Below are 20034 nucleotides of genomic sequence, written 5' to 3' on the forward strand. Positions count from 1 at the left end.
CGATTAAATTTTCGGAATTAAGAAAGATTAGGCGCTAACCAACGCTCTAAATATTCTTTAGTTAAGCCCCTACGTTCAGCCATGTCCTGCAACTGATCTGCGCCAATTTTATCCACGCTGAAATATTTACTTTCCGGATGTGCAAAATAGAAGCCTGACACCGCAGCCCCTGGCGACATAGCGAATGACTCTGTTAATGCCATGCCAATAGTCTCCGCTTGTAGCAACTTAAACATATCTGGTTTAACCGTGTGATCAGGGCAAGCAGGGTAGCCCGGTGCAGGGCGTATGCCTTGGTATTGCTCTTTAATCAGCCCCTCTTTGCTTACGTTTTCATTCGGCGCATAGCCCCAGAAATCCACACGCACGCGCTCATGCATATATTCTGCAAACGCTTCAGCCAGCCTATCCGCCAAGGCCTTGAGCATGATGCTGCTATAGTCGTCATGCGCGGCTTCAAAGCGCTGCACATGCTTCTCAATACCCAAACCAGCAGTCACAGCAAATAAGCCGATGTAGTCAGGCGTGCCTTTAGGTGCGATAAAGTCGGCCAGACATTGGTTAGGGCGCGCAATGCCATCTATCACGGGCTTTACGGTTTGCTGGCGCATGCCGTAGTAGGTGAAGGCGATATTTTCACGCGTTTCATCGGTATAGATTTCAATATCGTCATCACCGGCACGATTAGCCGGATGTAGCGCCACCACACCATTGGCGGTGAGCCAGCGACCATCGATGATTTTTTTCAGCATCACCTGCGCTTCATTAAATAGCTTAGTCGCAGCATCGCCCACCACTTCATCTTTCAAAATAGCGGGGTAGAACCCTGCTAAGTCCCAAGTCTGGAAGAACGGCGTCCAGTCTATGTATTGGGCGATGATGCTCAAATCTGTATTCTTAATCTCGCGACGGCCGATAAACTTAGGCTTAACTGGCGCATCTGCCCCTGCAAAAGACAAATCGGCTTTATTGGCGCGCGCTTCTGCAATGGTGAGCATAGGCGTGCCTTTTTTATTGGCATGCTGGGTACGGGCTTTTTCATAATCGGCCTGAATCTCAGCCAAGTAGGCACCGCGAGTTTCCGGCGTGAGCAAGCTCTGCATCACGGTGACTGAACGTGATGCATCCGCGACATAAACAATCGGGCCATCGTAATGCGGCGCAATTTTTACTGCAGTATGCGCACGTGAAGTAGTGGCGCCACCAATCAACAACGGCATTTTTTGCTCTTTAAAGTACGGGTCGCGCTGCATTTCGCGCGCCACATGCGCCATCTCTTCCAATGACGGTGTAATCAAGCCAGATAAGCCTATGATGTCAGCATTTTCTGCTTTGGCCATGGCGAGAATCTCAGAGGCAGGCACCATCACGCCCATGTTCACCACCTCAAAGTTATTACATTGCAGCACTACGGAAACGATGTTTTTACCGATGTCATGTACATCGCCTTTTACCGTCGCAATCACCATTTTTCCTTTAGGTTTAGCAACAATGCCAGTACGTGCCTCATCGGCGGCTTTTTCTGCCTCAATAAATGGGATGAGATGCGCAACAGCAGATTTCATCACGCGCGCGGACTTCACCACTTGCGGCAAGAACATCTTGCCCTGGCCGAACAAATCTCCCACCACGTTCATGCCATCCATGAGCGGGCCTTCAATCACGTGAATCGGCCTGCCACCAGCCGCATCGACTTTTTGCCGCGCTTCTTCGGTATCTTCTACAATAAATTCGGTAATACCATGCACCATAGCGTGACTTAAGCGTTTTTCTACTGGTGTAGGGGCTTCTGCCGTGCCGCGCCATTCTAGTGTCGCAGCCTCTTTTTTACCGCCAGCCACTAAGGTGCTGGCAATCTCAATCATGCGCTCGGTAGCAGCTAATGGGTTATTGGGGTCAACCACACGGTTAAGCACCACGTCTTCTACGCGCTCTTTAAGCTCTGCTGGTAAATCGTCATACACGCCCATCATGCCGGCATTGACGATACCCATGGTCATACCAGCCTTGATGGCATGGTATAAAAATACGGTGTGAATCGCTTCACGCGCGGGGTCATTGCCCCTAAAGCTGAAACTCACATTGGATACGCCGCCGGAAATCTTAGCGTAAGGCAGATGCTGCTTAATCCAATGCGTGGCGTTGATAAAATCAACCGCGTAGTTGTTATGCTCTTCAATACCGGTTGCGATGGCGAAGATATTGGGGTCAAAAATAATATCTTCTGGCGGGAAGTCGAGCTTTTCTACCAGCAAATCATAAGCGCGCTTGCAAATCTCAATCTTACGTTCAAAGGTGTCAGCCTGACCTTTTTCATCGAATGCCATCACGATAGCGGCGGCGCCGTAGCGTTTGCATAGCATCGCTTGACGTATAAACTCTTCTTCGCCTTCCTTCATGGAAATCGAATTGACAATAGCTTTACCCTGCACGCATTTTAAACCTGCTTCAATCACAGACCATTTACTAGAGTCAATCATAATTGGCACGCGCGCGATATCCGGCTCTGACGCCACCAGATTCAAAAAGTGCGTCATGGCTTTAATCGCATCCAACATGCCTTCATCCATGTTGATATCGATCACCTGTGCGCCGTTTTCTACCTGCTGGCGGGCTACTGTGAGTGCTTCATCATATTGCTCGTTGATGATCAATCGTGCAAAGGCTTTTGAGCCAGTCACATTGGTACGCTCGCCCACGTTCACAAATAGCGAATCATCATCGACGACGAACGGCTCTAAGCCAGACAACTTCAGCGTGCGTGGCAACACTGGAAGCTGACGTGGCGGTAGGTCTTTAATTTCGTTATAAATGGCATTGATATGGTCTGGCGTGGTACCGCAGCAGCCGCCAGCAATGTTCAAGAAATTGCTCAGTGCAAATTCTTTTACCAAACTTGAGGTGACATCTGGCGTTTCATCAAAGCCAGTGTCGCTCATTGGGTTAGGCAAGCCAGCATTGGGGTAGATACACACAAAAGTATCTGCAATCGAAGACAGCTCTTCCACATAAGGGCGCATTAAGGTAGCGCCTAATGCACAATTGAGGCCGATGGTAAGTGGCTTGGCATGGCGTACAGAATGCCAGAACGCGGTTACCGTTTGGCCAGACAAAATGCGCCCAGAAGCATCGGTCACCGTGCCAGAAATCATAATAGGCAGGGTGTAGCCCACCTCTTCAAAAAAAGCGTCGATCGCAAACAATGCCGCTTTACAGTTAAGCGTATCAAAAATGGTTTCAACCATTAAGATGTCTGCACCACCTTCAACCAGCGCGCGCGTTTGCTCCAAGTAAGCATTCACTAACTGATCAAAATTCACATTACGTGCGGCGGGGTCGTTCACATCTGGTGAAATAGAGGCGGTTTTAGGGGTAGGTCCCAATGCACCAGCCACAAAACGCGGCTTATCTGGCGTGCTGTATTTTGCACAAGCAGCCTTTGCTAACTTAGCTGACTCAACGTTCATTTCATACACCAGATGCGCCATATGGTAGTCATCTTGCGCCACAGCTGTAGCACCAAAGGTGTTGGTTTCAATGATATCAGCACCAGCCGCTAGGTACTTTTCGTGAATTTCTTGAATAACGTCAGGCTGGGTTAAGGTCAATAATTCGTTATTGCCTTTAACAAACAACTCACGCTCACCCGCAGGTGCTTTAAAGTCCACAAAGCGTTCGCCACGATAGTCCGCTTCTGTCAGCTTGTATTGCTGAATCATAGTCCCCATCGCACCATCTAAAATCAGGATGCGTTGCGCTAGCAAAGCGCGTAATTGGGTTTCTATCGGGGAGGGTGTTAAATGAGCCATGAAAATCAGTTCAGTCGTTAAAATTTTCTCAATTTTATCATGCAAGTATCGGGTTGCTATATCTAGTTCTATACTTCGCCACGTCTATATTGCACAGCCTCGGCGATGTGTGCAGGTTTAATATCAACCTCCCCCGCCAAATCGGCAATACTACGTGCTACTTTTAAGATACGATGATAAGCACGTGCCGATAAATTAAGGCGTGATATCGCGGTTTTTAACAAAGCTAAACCAGCCGCATCAGGCTGGCAATATTGATCTATTTCCGAGCTACCAAGCGCAAAATTAGCTTTACCCTGACGTCGCAGTTGCACATCACGCGCCTTTTCAACTCGGGCACGAATGACCTCTGTTGCTTCTGCATTCGTAGCTTTAGTAAGCTCATCTTCTTTTAAGGCCGCTACTTCTATATGTAAATCGATACGGTCTAATAGCGGACCTGAGATTTTGCCTTTATAACGGGAAACCTGATCGGGTGTGCAACGACACTTATTGTTGAAATGTCCTAAATATCCGCAAGGGCAAGGGTTCATGGCAGCGATTAACTGAAATTGGGCCGGGAAATCAGCTTGACGTGCCGCGCGTGAAATGGTGATATGTCCACTTTCCAAAGGCTCGCGCAACACCTCCAGCACTTTGCGGTCAAACTCAGGTAGCTCATCTAAAAACAAAACACCTCGATGCGCCAATGAAATTTCACCCGGGCGAGGAATACCACCACCGCCCACCAAAGCCACACCAGAGGCAGTATGATGAGGAGACCTAAATGGACGCCGCTTCCAATGCTCCACTTTATATTGGCCATTGAGCGACTGTAGCGCAGCGGATTCGAGCGCTTCGTCTTCTGCCATGCTGGGCAATATGCCAACAAAGCGGCTTGCCAGCATACTTTTACCAGTGCCGGGCGGCCCGCTCATAATCACACTATGGCCACCGGCTGCTGCAATTTCCAAAGCGCGCTTAGGGCCAGACTGCCCTTTCACCTCACTAAAATCAGGATAAATAATGGGTTGTGCTTGGCGCTGCGCATCCACTTGCACCAATAGTGTGCGTCCACTCAAATGTGCGCACACTTCTAGCAAGTTTTTAGCTGGATAGATGACGGCATCATTTACCAATGCGGCCTCTAGCGCACTCTCAATAGGCAAAATAAAGGCGCGCCCGCTTTGATAAGACTTATAAGTCATGGCTAGTGCACCACGCACTGGGCGCAACTCACCAGTTAATGCCAACTCACCCGCGAACTCGTACTGAGATAAAGCGGCGGTTGGAATCTGACCACTGGCGGCCAATATGCCAAGTGCGATCGGTAAATCATAGCGTCCGCTCTCTTTGGGCAAATCCGCAGGGGCTAAATTCACAGTGATACGACGGGCAGGAAACTCAAACTGCGCGGTTTGCAAAGCGGCTCGCACACGGTCTTTACTCTCTTTCACCTCGGCTTCAGGTAAGCCCACGATGGTGAAACTAGGCAAGCCATTGGCTAGATGTACCTCCACCACTACTTGCGGCGCATCCATACCAGTAAGGGCGCGGCTGTATAACACAGCTAAACTCATAAAGCTTGCTGCCTCTCCAATTCAGCCAGCCTAGCCTCTAGCAAAGCAAGCTTCTCCCGTGTGTTACGTAACACCTCGGCCTGCACCTCAAACTCCTCACGCGTCACAAGCTCCATTTTGGTGAATGCGCTCTTTAATAGTGCATTTAGGTTTTTCTCAACATCTGCCAATGGCGAGCCTGCCACTACCTCTTTGATTTTATTAGATATTTCATTAATTTTATGATTGTCTAGCATATTAAATTCCTTATTAATTTAGTCTAGTTTAGCAGATTATTTATCAGCATTATATAAACACAACAATCACACCATTTAATATCCTATTGATTATAAACAGTTTTATTATTGGCACGGCACTTGCTTTAACAAAATCGTGTATTTTTTAGATAACACTTTTTAATTTGGAGTTAATAGCATGCGTAAATCATTACTATCACTAGCAGTTCTAAGTGCTCTCGCTTTACCTTCGTTCGCATCTGCAGCAGAAGACGTTGCAGAAGCTACTACAACCAAAGAGGCAGAGCCTACTTGGACATTAACATCTAACGTAGGCTTTGTATCTGATTACTACGTTCGTGGCGTTTCACAATCATGGCACAAGCCAGCACTACAAGGTGGCTTTGACCTTACACATTCAAGCGGCTTTTATGCTGGTATCTGGGGCTCAAGCATCACACCTAACACATTTCCTGATGCATCATTAGAAGTAGACGCATACGCTGGCTACAATGGTTCGATTTCAGCAGTTGAAGGTTTAGGCTACACTGTTGGTGCAATTGGTTACTTCTATCCGGGTGGTAGCTGGAAAAAATACAACTTCCAAGGCACGCCTGACCAAACACCAAGAGGCGGTCGTTGGGATACTTATGAAGCTAACGTAGGCCTTTCATACAAATGGTTAAGTGCTAAAGCATCTGTGACATTGGGTGACTGGTTTGGTGCAGAGAAAGCTACTGGTTGGGATGGCGGCACTAGCGGTACTACATATCTTGAATTAAACGCGGCATATCCATTACCATTCTGGGACCTAACTTTAGTTGGTCACGTTGGCCATTTAAACGTTGCTGGTAAACTAGATTTAACAGTATCAAGTAGTGCAAACAATGCTAATGAAGACAACCCTGACTACACAGACTACAAAGTTGGTTTAAGCAAATCATTTAGCGTGCTTAAAACAACAGGCTGGAATGCTGGTTTATATTATGTAGGTGCAACAAATGGTGGTAAAAGTGGATACTGGGGTCAAAATGGCTTCGGTGGCGCAAGCTTTAACGGCAGTTTAGAAGTTAAAGATTTAACAGATGATCGCTTGATTGTAACATTGGGTCGCTCATTCTAATTAATCTAAAGAAATGACGGGCCAAAACCCGTCATTGTTAATATCAATCTAGGAGACATTCATGAAATTTGTATCCGCAATTATCAAGCCGTTCAAGCTTGACGAGGTGCGCGAGGCGCTTTCAATCATCGGAGTACAGGGTATTACTGTCACCGAAGTAAAAGGGTTTGGGCGCCAAAAAGGTCACACTGAGCTATATCGTGGCGCTGAGTACGTGGTAGACTTTTTACCGAAAGTTAAATTAGAAGTCGCGATTAAAGATGAATTACTAGACCAAGTAGTAGATGCGATTGAAAAATCTGCAGCTACCGGCAAAATTGGTGATGGTAAGATTTTTATCTTCAATCTAGAAGAAGTCTACCGTATTCGCACCGGTGAAACCGGCGTAGAAGCGCTATAAGGGGATCATGATGAAGAAATTACTCTCGATGTTTGCTTTAGTTACCATGCTAGGTTTCGGCTTCACAGGTAACACATTGGCAGAAGATGCTGCACCAGCAGCTGAAACTGTAACAGCAACTGAAGTAGCGCCAGCCGCAGAGGCTGTTGCTCCTGTAGCAGAAGTTGCACCAGTTGCAACAGAGGCTGCTCCAGCAGAAGCGGCTCCAACACCAGTACCAAACAAAGGTGACACAGCATGGATGTTAATCGCAACCGTACTGGTAACCCTAATGGTTATCCCTGGCTTAGCATTGTTCTATGGTGGCTTAGTTCGTCAAAAGAATATGTTGTCAGTATTGATGCAAGTATTCATGATTTTCTCACTAATGGCAGTATTGTGGGCAATTTATGGTTACAGCGTTGCTTTTACAGGCGGCAGCCCATTCTTTGGCGGTTTAGGTAAAGCTTTCCTTGCTGGCGTTACTCCTGAGTCATTAGGCGCAACCTTCAGCAAAGGTGTTTACATTCCTGAACTAGTGTTTGTTGCGTTCCAATTAACGTTTGCAGCAATCACACCGGCACTAATCATCGGTGCATTTGCTGAGCGCATGAAGTTCTCTGCAATCCTTGCATTTATGGTGTTGTGGTTCACATTTGCTTACTTGCCACTAGCACACATGGTTTGGTACTGGGATGGTCCTGATGCGATTACTGATGCAGCTTCACTTGAAACTGTAGTAGCTAACGCAGGTTGGTTATGGGCTAAAGGCGCACTAGACTTTGCAGGCGGTACAGTTGTACATATCAATGCTGGTGTTGCTGGTTTAGTTGGTGCCATCATGGTTGGTAAACGTATCGGTTACGGTAAAGAGGCAATGACTCCTCATAGCTTAACTTTAACGATGGTTGGTGCAGCGTTACTGTGGGTGGGCTGGTTTGGTTTCAACGCTGGTTCTAACCTTGAAGCTAACGGTTATGCAGCGCTTGCTTTAGTCAACACAATCATTGCAACTGGTGCAGCAACATTGTCTTGGACATTCTCTGAGTGGTTACTAAAAAGCAAACCATCAATGTTAGGTGCAGTATCTGGTGCAGTAGCAGGTTTAGTGGCAATTACTCCAGCTTGTGGTTTTGTAGGCCCAATGGGTGCAATCGTGATCGGCTTGTTAGTATCTCCAATCTGCTACTTCATGGTAGCTAAAGTGAAATACTTACTAGGTTACGATGATGCATTAGATGTTTTCGGTATCCATGCAATTGGCGGTATCTTCGGCGCATTAGCGACTGGCGTGTTTGTTAACCCAGCACTAGGCGGCGCAGGTGTTGTTGATTATGTAGCAAACGGCGTAGCAGCTTACGACTTTGGTGCACAAATGACGGCTCAACTTTATGCTGTAGGTACTGCAATCCTGTTATCAGCAGTGGTTTCATTCATTGCATTCAAGATCGTAGACGTGTTAATCGGTTTACGTGTAAGCGAAGAATCTGAACGTGAAGGTTTAGATACAAGTCAACACGGTGAACGTGCATATCACAACTAGTTCTAAACAGTAGTAAATCAAAGGGGCGCTTTTAGCGCCCCTTTTTTATATCTATTTATTGATACTGAGATACTGATTGTTAAGCCTTTACTAATAACTCAACCTCATAAGGTTTCTGCAAAAATAATAAACATTGCTTTCAGTATTACCCTATGCATATCAATAATTTATTTACTATGCGTATCCATATAAGGCCTTTTACCCAAAAACTGGGTTTTTAACACATCGTACTGATGTGGCTTTTCTTCCAACGTATTCTTTGTGGCTGCTTTAGTTTCATCAATAGTGTTCACTGCTGATGACTGTGCTTGTAATTTCTGAACTGCCGCTGCATCGTTCTCAACGTTGCTTTCGTTTGCGCTTACATTAAACGTCAATACATGACTAAAAATAAAAAATGTGAATAACTTCATTAGTACTCCTAATATTTTATAAAACTGATCATGGCCTAGAAAACCAGACGGCTATTTAAAGCTTTGGAGATGGCGAGAAGGGGCTAACACTGAGGTGAATAGCTTTGTGTGATTCGTTAGGAAATAACTACTAACGAACCACACAACCACTGCCCAGCTTACTTCCAACCACCGCCTAGTGCTCGATATAGACCCACCATTGCACTAATCTGCTTTTGCTTAGTTTCTATCAGCTCATTCTTGGCTTCTAAAGCTTCTCGTTGCGTTAACAACACTTCCAAATAATCTGCCCTTGCGGATTTAAACAGCTGGTTAGCCACATCAACCGATTCAGTTAAAGCCTCCACCTGCGTACTTTTAAGTTGATAGTTCTTTTCTAAGTTATCAATACTTGAAAGCTGATTAGAGACTTCACCATATGCGTTGATAATGGTTTGCTCATAATCGTAAGCCGCTTGGATTTGCGTTGCATTTGCGTTTTTATACACGGCAGTAATCGCATTACGATTAATGAGTGGCGCCATTGCATCACCAGCGATTGAGAACATTAAAGACTCAGGCGTATTGAGCAAGTATTTAGGATTAAATGCTTGAAACCCTAACCCTGCACGTATTGCAAATGAAGGGTAGAAGTTTGCTTTCGCCACCTCAATATTTAAATCAGCCGCAGCAAGCTCAAGCTCTGCTTTTCTGATATCTGGACGATGTTGCAGTAACTGAGAAGGCACACCAGCCTGAATAAGCTTAGGCTTTTTATCCATAAAGCCAGATGAGGCCCGTTGGATAGGTTGAGGCGTTCTGCCTAGCAAAAAGTTAATGCGGTTTTCTAGCTCAACCATTTGCTGCTTAATCACATACTGCTTGCTCTGGTTTTTCTTAACTTCAGCCTCAAAACGCTTCACAGCCAACGAGGTCGCTCTCGCATATTGCTGAAGTTGCTTGGTGACTTCTAACGCGTTTTGCTGGATTCGAATATTTTGTTCCAAATTCTCCAGCTGATTATCTAAGGCAATCAGCTCATAGTAAGCATTAGCAATTTCTGCCACTAGGTTAGTGACTAAAAAGTTCTTTCCTTCAATAGAGGCCATGTACTCCATGGTCGCTACTTTGGTTGCATTTCTTAACTTTTTCCAGACATCTAACTCCCAAGATGAATAAAGCCCGAACTGATAGTTTCCTAAATACTCTGGAAATGACTTACCTTCCTTAATCTCCAGATTTTCCTCTACGGCGCCATTGCGAGTAAAACGCCCGACTTTTTCAACCTCGGCACCCGCGCCAAAATTAACAAAAGGCAGATATTCACCCTTGCGTGCCTGTATCTCATTGGATGCGATACTGATACGCTGGATTAAAATATTGACTTCTTTATTGTTAGTAATCGCCGTATCAATCAATGCTGGTAGATACGGGTCCTCAAAGAAATCCTTCCAGTTAACATCAGCAGTATTCTCCGCGGCCTGAGCACGGTTATTGAAGTGCTCAGGAAGTTGAGTGTCTGCCTTTTTCGTGGTTAACAACGGGATGGAGCAAGCTTGCATCATCAACGCCAACGCGCTGATGACTGCCAAGCGAATGTAGCTGTGTTTATTCATCATTATCATCTCTATTGTAGTGATACAACTCAGTTAAAGGCTCGAAGTCTTCATTTTTAATCAATGACTTACCTTCTTCCATCTTTGCAAATATGTAGTAAAGCCCAGGGATCAGAATCACACCAAACACCGTGCCAAACAGCATCCCTCCTAACGCAGAGGTACCGATGGTGCGGTTGCCGACTGCACCTGCGCCAGTAGCAACCACCAGCGGTATCAAGCCTGCAATGAAAGCAAATGATGTCATTAAAATAGGGCGGAAACGAGCTTTGGCGCCTTCTATCGCTGCAGCAGCTACCGACATCCCTTGTTCGTGTTTTTGTACGGCAAACTCCACAATCAACACTGCGTTCTTACCTAACAAACCAACCAGCATGACCAGCCCAAGTTGCGCATAGATATCATTGGCCAGACCTAAGGTTTTGAGTAAGAGGAATGTGCCGAAAATACCGGCTGGCAATGACAGAATCACCGCGAGTGGTAGCAAGAAGCTTTCGTACTGTGCAGCTAACACCATGTAAACAAACACCAACACCACGGCAAAAATAATCACCGCTTCGTTTCCGCGCTTGGCTTCATCAAAAGACAAGCCCTCCCATCCGATGTCATATCCATGTGGCAGCGTTGCTGTTGCTACTTCCTGCACAGCTTTAATTGCATCGTCAGTGGTGTAGCCTTTCGCAGGGGTGGCGCGAATCGTTGCTGAGTTATACAGGTTGTAACGTGTAATCTCATTCGGGCCCTGCTTCTTCTTAAGCTTCATAAAAGACGAATACGGCACCATTTCACCATCATCGTTTTTAACGTAGTAATTCAAAATATCAGTTGGGTATCGACGGAACTCAGGGCTAGCCTGTGTATACACTTTAAAGAAGTTATTGAAGCGGATGAAACCCTGCTCATACGTACTACCAATCAAAATATTGAGATTTTCCATCGCTTTACCAATGGACACCCCTTTTTGCATCGCAGCCTTATTGTCTATTTCTAGCTCATATTGCGGGTAGTTTGCCGCATAGAACGTAAACAGACCTGTTAGCTCTTTACGCTTGCCTAATGCCGCCATGAACTCCTGATTAATCTTGTCAAACTCATGATAATCAGTGCCATCGGTTTTATCTAACAAACGCAATGCCAAACCAGAAGCTGCACCATAGCCCGGTACTGCAGGCGGCTCGAAGAACTCCACCACAGCACCAAAGTTCTTGGTCTTTTCTTCAAGCTCCTCAATGATTTCATGTACCGATTTATCACGGTCAGACCAGTCTTTAAGGTTGATCAAACACGTACCCGCATTTGAGCCGCGACCTTCCGTCAGAATCTCATAACCGGCCAAGGATGAAACCGAAGCAATCCCTTCAATTTTCTCTGCCTCTTTTTGCAGCTCGCGTGCCACCTTATTGGTAGCCTCTAGCGTACTGCCTGGGGGCGTTTGAATAATGGCATAAATCTGACCTTGGTCTTCTCCTGGGATAAAGCCAGCAGGTAAGGTTTTATTAATGTAGAAAGTGCCAAACGCAAACCCAGCCAACACCAAAATAGTCACAGCCCGCAACGTGACCACTTTGTTTAATAAGTTGGTGTAGCGACCAGTCAGACGCTCAAACCAACGATTAAACATATCGATAAAGTAACCTATTGGTGTTTTTCTCTTAGGATGCCCATGATGATTTTTCAACAACATGGCACAAAGTACCGGTGTCAAAGACAGCGCCACCACACCAGAAATCACAATAGAGGAGGCCATGGTAATGGAGAATTGCCTGTAGAACACACCGACTGGCCCTGTCATAAAGGCAGCTGGTACAAACACTGCCGTCATCACCAGCGTAATGGCCACAATCGCACCACCAATTTCCCCTAATACTTTTTGCGTAGCTTTATATGGCGTGATATCTGCATCTTCCTCCATTTTGGCGTGTACCGCCTCTACCACCACAATCGCATTATCAACCACAATACCAATTGCCAAGACCAGCGCAAAAAGGGTAATGAGGTTAATCGTAATGCCAAACATCTGCATACAAAAGAAAGTACCGATCAACGATACTGGTACAGCCAAGATAGGAATCAGCGTAGAGCGCCAATCACCAAGAAAGATAAATACCACCAATGCAACCAATAAAAAGGCTTCAACTAAGGTGTGCAATACTTTTTCAATCGAGGCATCCAAGAACTTAGAAACATCGTAGTCGATCTCATATTCCATGCCTGCTGGAAACGAACCTTCTAGTTCTTTCATCTTCTCCTTAACTTGGTCAATCACTTCACTCGCATTACTGCCGTAATTTTGTTTCAAAATAATCGCAGAAGACGGGTAACCATCTTTATTGGAATAAATATCAAAGAACTCACTACCTAACTCTATTTTTGCCAAGTCTTTCAGCTTCAGAATTTCACCTTCAGAATCAGCACGGATAATGATGTCACCATACTCCTCAGGCTTGTTGTAGCGCCCCTTGTAAACCAACACATACTCTTTAGACTGTGCAGCTATTCCGGAGCTTTGCCCCAATCGACCCGGACGGCCGATGATACTTTGCTCACCAATCGCCTTCATCACTTCATCGATAGAAACCTTGTAAGCGCGCATTCTGTCGGGGTTAAGCCAAATACGCATTGCATACTGACGGCTACCTAAAATCTTGGCACTGGCAATACCGTTGACACGCTGAATCTCAGGAATCACATTGACGTTGGCATAGTTGAATAGGAACTTCTCATCAGCATTTTTATCTTTGCTGAATAAGTTGATGTACATCAGCATACTAGGCTGCACACGCTCCACCACTACGCCTTCTAACTGCACTAGTTCCGGCAGCCGGCTCATCACCTGATCTAAACGGGTTTTCACGTTAATCATGGCCTGATTCGGGTCGGTACCCAGCGCGAAAATCACCTGAATAGTGGCTTCACCTGCACTGGTTGCATCTGAAATAATATATTTCATGCCCGGCACACCGTTAATCGCACGCTCTATGGTGATAAGCGAAGACTGCACCAGCACATCCGCACTTGCACCAGGAAACGCTAATGAAACAATCACCCGCGGTGGCGCAATATCAGGGAACTGAGAGGTAGGCAGTGTTCTAATGGATAAAAATCCCAAGAACACAATAATCAGCGACAGCACGATCGCCATCACTGGTCTTTTTATAAAAATATTAAGCATTTTTCAATCTCTACTTTCACTATTCAGCATGAAGTTCTAATTGAGAAAGCACTTGCGCTGGCTGCTTAAAATCCACTTCGATTTTCTGACCGTTATGTACTTTGCGTAAACCTTCTAGCAGCACCTTGTCATCGTCTTTTAAACCGCTTTTAACAATAAACAAGTGCGGCAACTCGGCAGCAATCGTAATCAGCCTTTGTTCCAATTTGTTATCTTTATTCACTACGTACACATAGGTCTTATCCAGAATTTCGAAAGTAGCCTTTTGTGGAATGATTAGAGCATTCTTGTATGGGATATCAATTAAGATGTTGCCAGTTTCACCATGTCTAAGCAGTTGGTTAGGGTTGGGGAAAACTGCTCTGAATTCAATATTGCCGGTTTTATTATCAAAATCCGCTTCTATGGTTTCAATCACACCAGCTTGGTCAAATACTTCCCCATTCGCCATTTTTAACTTTACCTTGACTGGAGATTGGTCATGTTTGCTGGTCTTGTAATCTAAATATTCAGACTCAGGCACATTGAAATAAACCCACATTTTGCTGATATCAGAAAGCGTTGTTAACAAATCACCCTCATCGACAAGGCTGCCATTTCTCACATTAAAATGGTCCATAATGCCGCTGAAAGGCGCATTGATATCGGTAAAGCTTAAATGGGTTTGTGCAAGTTTGACTTCAGCCTCAGCCTTATCTAGCTTTGCTTTTGCCAGTGACAACTCATTGGGAGAAACAATATTTTTATCACTCAAGGCTTTTGTGTTTTGGTATTCGATACGCACCATCTCTGCCTCAGCTTTAGACTTTTGCAAATCCACCTGATACAGATTAGGCATAATCTTGAACATGCGCTGACCCTTGGTCACCACCTGCCCTTCATCTACAAAGATATCTTGCAAATAGCCGCGCTCAAAGGCGCGTAATTCAATATGTATAAACGCATGAATCTGGCTAACATGCTCGCGCGTAATGGTGGTGTCTTTGCGCAAAGGATTTGTAACTTCAAGTTTGAATGCCTCTTCTTTCGCTTCCTCTTTGTGATGGCAACCGCTAATCAACAGGACGACTAGCCCCAACCCTACAAATAATTTATTGGTCATATAATTTCTAATCTAAAAATTTCAAAGAATATGAAGCTCTGCGGACGGCGGTAAGCTTCAATAGCTGGCTAGATCGCTGGAGTAACATCCAAGCCGGAATCAAAGGTAAGTTAGAAATTGATACAACGGGCAGGATGTGCCTAGCGATTTTGCTAGAAATCGGTCAACAAATGAGGTCTGGAAGGGCTGTGCTTTACTTAACACTGTAGATGCTATAGTCGAATCACCACTGTATGCTCAGGGCGTATCGAGATAATACCTAAGGAAAATATGCGTATTGCGTAGCTAAACCAACACAGCTATACAAACATCATGTTAATCCGACTAAAACAGTGGAGGAGAACGGGGACGTACGTGGGAGAGAAACGTAAGGCGAGGAAAAACCTCGCTAACAACAATAAGCGCTAGTACAACAAAGCCTGTGCATATAAACACAATGCTCGAGAGCAAATCGTCTCGTGGCGGCCCGTCTTGCGGCGGTGGTTCGGTATCGCCAGTAACCTCTTGGATTTCGGCGATACGTAAACGCGGTGTGTCATCGTTGTAAGATGAGCTGTCAGAAAGTTGCGCAAGGAAAACGAATCCAAGCATAGAGATCAGCGCTGTTAAGAATAACAGTCTGATGCGGAATGCAACTGAATTTAAGCTATAGTTCATATATGCCGTTTTACAATGCTGTAATGTAAATTACCCAATTTCTGCATGAATATAATCTAAGCAAACATTTGCTTTGATTGTTCTGGCACATACTATATGAAAAGAATTAGTTTCACAATGACTCCATCGCATCGCCGTAAAATACTGTAATTAATACATGATTTGTAATTAGACGGGGTGCCTCATTAGTGATGAAACTTATGTCATCAACATATTGTGTTAAATAGCTTTCTATTACTATGCCTCTATTGGTCCCTAATATTGCACGGTATTTTCATTTAGGGTTTTCTATCAACAGCAGAACCCAGCCAAAATATATGCTGGAGAATTTTATGCAATACGCATATTTATTTTAAACAACCCCTCTTGACTTTCATAACTAAATAACTAATTATTTAGTTATGAAACAAATAGCAGAAATTCCAAGCAGCTTCAAAAATACCGCTGATATTTTCATCGCCCTAGGTGACGAGCATAGACAGCTGATTCTGCTTGCTTTTGAAAAGGGTGAGAAACTAAATATTCTGCAAATTGTTTCCACCACCACACTCAGCCGCACCGCAGTAACGCATCACTTAAAAGTATTACACCGTGCAGGTGTATTGGCGTCAGAAAAAATAGGCAAAGAAGTCTTTTTCTGGATTAATAGCCCGTTAATTGCCAATGCCCTGCAACAAGTTCTGCATTACATCCAAAACGAAACCTAATAACACATGGAGAAAGTATGATTGCAACGCTGTTACAACTGGTTTGTCGCATTATTTTCAGAGTAGATGTCTCTGGAGTTGCCAACCTGCCTAAACAAGGCAAGTTGTTGATTATTGCAAACCACGAATCCTTTTTAGATGGCTTGCTACTAGGCTTATTTTTGCCGATTCGCGCCACATTTGTTGTGCATACCACCGTACTGAACCATTGGTTTTTTAGACAAGTATTACGCCTGACGCCATACCTAGCGGTAGACCCAACCTCACCGCTCGCCATGAAAAAGGTCATTAAGTTGCTGGAGGCTGGCAAACCTGTAGTGATTTTCCCCGAAGGACGCATCACACTCACCGGTTCGTTAATGAAAGTCTATGACGGCCCCGGCTTTGTCGCGGCAAAAACAGATGCCATTATTTTGCCGGTACGCATTGACGGCGCAGCACGCTCTTACTTTAGCCGCCTCCGTGGCAGCCACCCCAGAAAACTATTCCCCAAAGTCACCATCAGCATCTTGCCTATACGCCACATTGGCATGCCGCAAGCGCCTACCGCTAAAGCCAGACGCAGACTGGCCGGTGACGCCATGCGCCGTGAGATGCAAAACATGCTGTTTAGCTCTGCGCCTATCAGCACCTTGTTTAGTGCGTTTCTGGATGCGATTAAAACCTATGGGCGCGGCACCATGCTGGTGGAAGACATGCGCCAGGTTGAAGAAAGCTATGGCGACTTGCTGAAAAAGAGCCTTGCCTTAGGACGCTTGACGAACAAAATCAGTAGCAAGCATGAAAACATAGGTGTACTTATGCCTAATGTCACCAACACCATTTGCCTGATATTTGGCATGAGCGCCTTTGGCCGCGTGCCGGCGATGCTGAACTACACCGCAGGTAGCGCTGGCATTCAAAACGCCTGTACCGCAGCCAGCGTTAAAACCATTATCAGCTCGCGTGAATTCATTAAAGCCGCCAAGTTAGAAGAAGTCATCTCCGGCTTAAAACACATCAAAATCGTCTATCTTGAAGACCTATTCAAACAATTTAGCTGGCTCGACAAACTGTGGCTCATGGGCTTTGCACAATGGCTACCTAAGCTGGCTACCCACAAATGTAAATCAAATGACCCAGCAGTCGTGCTGTTTACATCGGGCTCCGAAGGCAAGCCCAAAGGCGTGGTGCATACGCACACCAGCATCTTGGCGAATATTGCACAGATTAAATCCGTGATTGATTTTTCCATGCAGGACAAATTCATGATGGTGCTGCCGCTGTTCCATGCATTCGGCTTCACTTGCGGCGCAATCATGCCGTTAGTGGCGGGCAGTAAACTCTTTGTATACCCATCACCATTGCATTACCGTGTGATTCCGGAAGTGATTTACGACCGCGGCTGCACTGTACTGTTCGGCACCAGCACTTTCTTAGCTAACTACGCCAAATTCGCCAACCCTTATGATTTTTACAAACTACGTTATGTAGTCGCTGGTGCAGAAAAGCTCAACGAAGAAGTACGTAAAACCTGGATGGATAAATTTGGCATCCGCATACTTGAAGGCTATGGCGCTACCGAATGCGCACCAGTACTTGCCGTTAACACGCCTATGGCCAACAAACTGGGTTCAGTAGGCGCGCTTATGCCTAGCCTAGAATCCAAACTAGAAAGCATCCCCGGCATTGAGCAAGGTGGTTTACTCTCAGTACGCGGCCCCAACGTCATGCTCGGTTATTACCTGTTTGATAACCCAGGTGTGATACAAGCCCCTAAAGACCAGTGGTACAACACAGGCGATATCGTAGAAATTGATGCCGATGGCTTTGTGTTCATCAAAGGTCGCGTTAAACGCTTTGCAAAAGTAGCGGGCGAAATGGTTTCTCTAGAAACAGTAGAATCCATCGCCAACCAAGCCTCACCGCAACACCAACATGCAGCCACCACACAAACTGACTTGCAGCGTGGGGAAAATATCATTCTTTACACTACAGACGCAACACTCACTCGCGAGCTTCTTAGCGCTAGTGCTAAAAAGCTCGGCAGCCCTGAGCTTGCCATTGCACGCAAGATTATCCTGATAGAAGAGCTACCGTTATTAGGCACCGGAAAAACCGATTATGTGACTTTGAAGCAGATGGCAGAAAATGAAAAATAATAATTCAAGAACTAAAGCATTCGCTATTGGCGTATCGATTATCACGTCTTTTTATAGTTTAGCCAGCGTGGCAGAGAGTCAATTTAGTCATGCACTAAACGGAAATAATTTGCTAGGCCTCTACCGTACCAATCAGTTCCAACTAAATCAGGGTGCTTGCAAGAATTGTGCGATAACGCCACAAGCATCGTGGTATTTCGAGCAGGAAACAATTGCCATACCACTGAGCAACGCACATAGTTTTGATCCAACTTTAAGCGCTCAAGATGATGTCAAGCAATGGGTTACGAGCCAATCATCTGCAACTAACGCTATGCCGCCTTTGGTATGGTTAGGTTCACCACATGTTGCTGTGGGCAAGCTCAGTCAAGATGGTAAATTTATGCAAAGTGAAAATAGCAAAACTCCGTTATCGATTACACCAAAAATCGAAAGCAATCAGTCTTACTATAACCAAGCAAGCGAACAGCATTTCGCTGGACGCAATTTAGTAATGCATGGCACGGCGGAGCAAACTCATTTTACCGCCCGCAGTATTTGGCCATTGGATTACAACCTGGATTTGAATCAAATCCCCTACAAACCACTTGCTGATCAGGAAACTATTGCTAGTTTAATACGTGACAAAAATGGTGGTGCATCAGCACCTTTTTCTGCGCGTATTTTGTATAAAAACCCTAATCTGACTAGCTTGCAAAATAAGCCGGTATTAAGCTTTGTGCTTAACGGGGCGCAGGGTGACGATGATGAAGCGCATGGCGGCCACTTTGCTGTTGCAACCGGTCGCTTTGGTGCACAGGGTGAGTGGCAGGATTGGCTGGTCAATAACTTCTACAACCTAGGCTCCGTTAGCGAAAAAGGTATCATTGCCGCCAGTTTACCGATGGATAGTTATCAAGGTGACTTAAACAGCGGTCAGTCCTGGTACCGTCCTTCCTACATGCTGGTGGCGGTACTAAAAAATGAACGTAGTGCAGCCACCTATCAAAGTGCAATCAACCGCGTCATGCAGCATTTTTACCGGCAAGATTTCTTATACCGTCACGCCGGTGTCAATTGCGCAGGCATCAATTTGGAAACTTTACGCTCGCTTGATTGGAACATACCCAAACTCGGCGCGACCAATCTACCGAAAGCCTTTGCTGCACTGCCATATAAAGCTTTAAGCGACATGAATCTGGAAAGTGGCTTGAAAGCATACGATTACCTGAGCGCAGAGCAAACCAATTTATATCCTTTTGTAGCGTTTGAAACCATAGGTAATGATTTACTGAGTCGTATTGCTAAAAATCAGGCTAATAGTGCATTTGAGAAACAGCTGGCAGAAGACCTGGAAGCGATTATTTATGTGCATATTCCGCAATTTCCTTCATCACGCGCCATGGGTCAGGCACCCGTCGCTTCTTTGGATGAGTATATAGCGCGTACACCGGCAGACATGTCGCAATGGAAAATTATCCCGGTAGGCGCACGTGATTTCCCAGATGCGTTAAAAGACAAAAACGCGCCTGCTGAACCCCTTCGCCCGGCCTACTATGGCTTGATTGCATGGTTCGTTATCTTGATGTTGGCGCTATTAGGCATGCGAAACATTTTCCGAAAATTACGTAAAAGTTAAC

The 20034-nt window shown here is 45.4% G+C and carries 14 protein-coding genes; 6 read left to right on the forward strand and 8 right to left on the reverse strand.

Annotated features, from left to right (window positions below; genetic code table 11):
- Positions 1-17: 17 nt before the first annotated feature.
- The 3 genes from metH to FG24_RS03870 form a co-directional block, all read right to left on the reverse strand.
- Complete coding sequence (metH, locus tag FG24_RS03860; RefSeq protein ID WP_036303940.1) at positions 18-3809, reverse strand: methionine synthase; 3792 nt, start codon at positions 3807-3809, stop codon at positions 18-20.
- A 68-nt stretch (positions 3810-3877) separates the two neighbouring features.
- The gene (locus FG24_RS03865) at positions 3878-5368 is read right to left on the reverse strand and encodes a YifB family Mg chelatase-like AAA ATPase (RefSeq protein WP_036301221.1); all 1491 of its coding nucleotides are present in this window, start codon (positions 5366-5368) and stop codon (positions 3878-3880) included.
- Positions 5365-5604: an accessory factor UbiK family protein gene (locus tag FG24_RS03870; RefSeq protein ID WP_036301224.1), complete on the reverse strand. Its 240-nt coding sequence runs from the start codon at positions 5602-5604 to the stop codon at positions 5365-5367. Before FG24_RS03870 ends, FG24_RS03865 begins: the two co-directional genes overlap by 4 nt.
- Before the next feature lie 178 nt (positions 5605-5782).
- Here FG24_RS03870 and FG24_RS03875 point away from each other — a divergent pair, with 178 nt between their 5' ends.
- The 3 genes from FG24_RS03875 to FG24_RS03885 all read left to right on the forward strand — a co-directional run bounded on the left by FG24_RS03875 (position 5783) and on the right by FG24_RS03885 (position 8628).
- A complete protein-coding gene (locus FG24_RS03875; RefSeq protein ID WP_036301227.1) occupies positions 5783-6706 on the forward strand; it encodes a TorF family putative porin in 924 nt (307 codons plus the stop codon).
- Positions 6707-6767: 61 nt separating this feature from the next.
- A complete protein-coding gene (locus FG24_RS03880; RefSeq protein ID WP_015833227.1) occupies positions 6768-7106 on the forward strand; it encodes a P-II family nitrogen regulator in 339 nt (112 codons plus the stop codon).
- A 10-nt stretch (positions 7107-7116) separates the two neighbouring features.
- Positions 7117-8628, forward strand: a complete 1512-nt coding sequence (locus tag FG24_RS03885; RefSeq protein WP_036301229.1) for an ammonium transporter — start codon at positions 7117-7119, stop codon at positions 8626-8628.
- 167 nt (positions 8629-8795) lie between these two features.
- Here FG24_RS03885 and FG24_RS03890 read toward each other — a convergent pair whose 3' ends face one another.
- The 5 genes from FG24_RS03890 to FG24_RS12490 all read right to left on the reverse strand — a co-directional run bounded on the left by FG24_RS03890 (position 8796) and on the right by FG24_RS12490 (position 15567).
- On the reverse strand, positions 8796-9041 hold the full coding sequence (locus tag FG24_RS03890) for a hypothetical protein (protein WP_036301233.1): 246 nt from the start codon (positions 9039-9041) through the stop codon (positions 8796-8798).
- Positions 9042-9199: 158 nt separating this feature from the next.
- Positions 9200-10639, reverse strand: a complete 1440-nt coding sequence (locus tag FG24_RS03895; RefSeq protein ID WP_036301236.1) for a TolC family protein — start codon at positions 10637-10639, stop codon at positions 9200-9202.
- Entirely contained in the window at positions 10629-13808 is a 3180-nt protein-coding gene (locus FG24_RS03900; RefSeq protein WP_036301239.1) for an efflux RND transporter permease subunit, read from the reverse strand. The genes FG24_RS03895 and FG24_RS03900 overlap by 11 nt, the downstream gene beginning before the upstream one ends.
- A gap of 19 nt (positions 13809-13827) precedes the next feature.
- Positions 13828-14910, reverse strand: coding sequence for an efflux RND transporter periplasmic adaptor subunit (locus tag FG24_RS03905; RefSeq protein ID WP_036301242.1), 1083 nt, complete (start codon positions 14908-14910; stop codon positions 13828-13830).
- A gap of 324 nt (positions 14911-15234) precedes the next feature.
- The gene (locus tag FG24_RS12490; protein ID WP_081880934.1) at positions 15235-15567 is read right to left on the reverse strand and encodes a hypothetical protein; all 333 of its coding nucleotides are present in this window, start codon (positions 15565-15567) and stop codon (positions 15235-15237) included.
- Positions 15568-15968: 401 nt separating this feature from the next.
- Here FG24_RS12490 and FG24_RS03910 point away from each other — a divergent pair, with 401 nt between their 5' ends.
- The 3 genes from FG24_RS03910 to FG24_RS03920 are packed head-to-tail and all read left to right on the forward strand — an operon-like array spanning position 15969 to position 20033.
- Complete coding sequence (locus FG24_RS03910) at positions 15969-16274, forward strand: ArsR/SmtB family transcription factor (protein WP_036301245.1); 306 nt, start codon at positions 15969-15971, stop codon at positions 16272-16274.
- Between the two features lie 17 nt (positions 16275-16291).
- Positions 16292-18415 carry a bifunctional acyl-ACP--phospholipid O-acyltransferase/long-chain-fatty-acid--ACP ligase gene (gene aas / locus FG24_RS03915; protein ID WP_036301247.1) on the forward strand — a complete coding sequence of 708 codons (2124 nt, stop codon included), beginning with the start codon at positions 16292-16294 and terminating at the stop codon, positions 18413-18415.
- Complete coding sequence (locus FG24_RS03920) at positions 18405-20033, forward strand: hypothetical protein (protein WP_051901424.1); 1629 nt, start codon at positions 18405-18407, stop codon at positions 20031-20033. Before aas ends, FG24_RS03920 begins: the two co-directional genes overlap by 11 nt.
- The last annotated feature ends 1 nt before the right edge of the window (position 20034 follow it).

Origin of the sequence: Methylotenera sp. L2L1 (assembly GCF_000744605.1) — a bacterium.
Classification (GTDB): Bacteria; Pseudomonadota; Gammaproteobacteria; order Burkholderiales; family Methylophilaceae; genus Methylotenera.

Bases quoted from the DNA above. Each gene is read 5' to 3' on its own strand.
- metH (WP_036303940.1), bottom strand. From the start codon at position 3,809: ATGGCTCATTTAACACCCTCCCCGATAGAAACCCAATTACGCGCTTTG.
- FG24_RS03865 (WP_036301221.1), bottom strand. From the start codon at position 5,368: ATGAGTTTAGCTGTGTTATACAGCCGCGCCCTTACTGGTATGGATGCG.
- FG24_RS03870 (WP_036301224.1), bottom strand. From the start codon at position 5,604: ATGCTAGACAATCATAAAATTAATGAAATATCTAATAAAATCAAAGAG.
- FG24_RS03875 (WP_036301227.1), top strand. From the start codon at position 5,783: ATGCGTAAATCATTACTATCACTAGCAGTTCTAAGTGCTCTCGCTTTA.
- FG24_RS03880 (WP_015833227.1), top strand. From the start codon at position 6,768: ATGAAATTTGTATCCGCAATTATCAAGCCGTTCAAGCTTGACGAGGTG.
- FG24_RS03885 (WP_036301229.1), top strand. From the start codon at position 7,117: ATGAAGAAATTACTCTCGATGTTTGCTTTAGTTACCATGCTAGGTTTC.
- FG24_RS03890 (WP_036301233.1), bottom strand. From the start codon at position 9,041: ATGAAGTTATTCACATTTTTTATTTTTAGTCATGTATTGACGTTTAAT.
- FG24_RS03895 (WP_036301236.1), bottom strand. From the start codon at position 10,639: ATGATGAATAAACACAGCTACATTCGCTTGGCAGTCATCAGCGCGTTG.
- FG24_RS03900 (WP_036301239.1), bottom strand. From the start codon at position 13,808: ATGCTTAATATTTTTATAAAAAGACCAGTGATGGCGATCGTGCTGTCG.
- FG24_RS03905 (WP_036301242.1), bottom strand. From the start codon at position 14,910: ATGACCAATAAATTATTTGTAGGGTTGGGGCTAGTCGTCCTGTTGATT.
- FG24_RS12490 (WP_081880934.1), bottom strand. From the start codon at position 15,567: ATGAACTATAGCTTAAATTCAGTTGCATTCCGCATCAGACTGTTATTC.
- FG24_RS03910 (WP_036301245.1), top strand. From the start codon at position 15,969: ATGAAACAAATAGCAGAAATTCCAAGCAGCTTCAAAAATACCGCTGAT.
- aas (WP_036301247.1), top strand. From the start codon at position 16,292: ATGATTGCAACGCTGTTACAACTGGTTTGTCGCATTATTTTCAGAGTA.
- FG24_RS03920 (WP_051901424.1), top strand. From the start codon at position 18,405: ATGAAAAATAATAATTCAAGAACTAAAGCATTCGCTATTGGCGTATCG.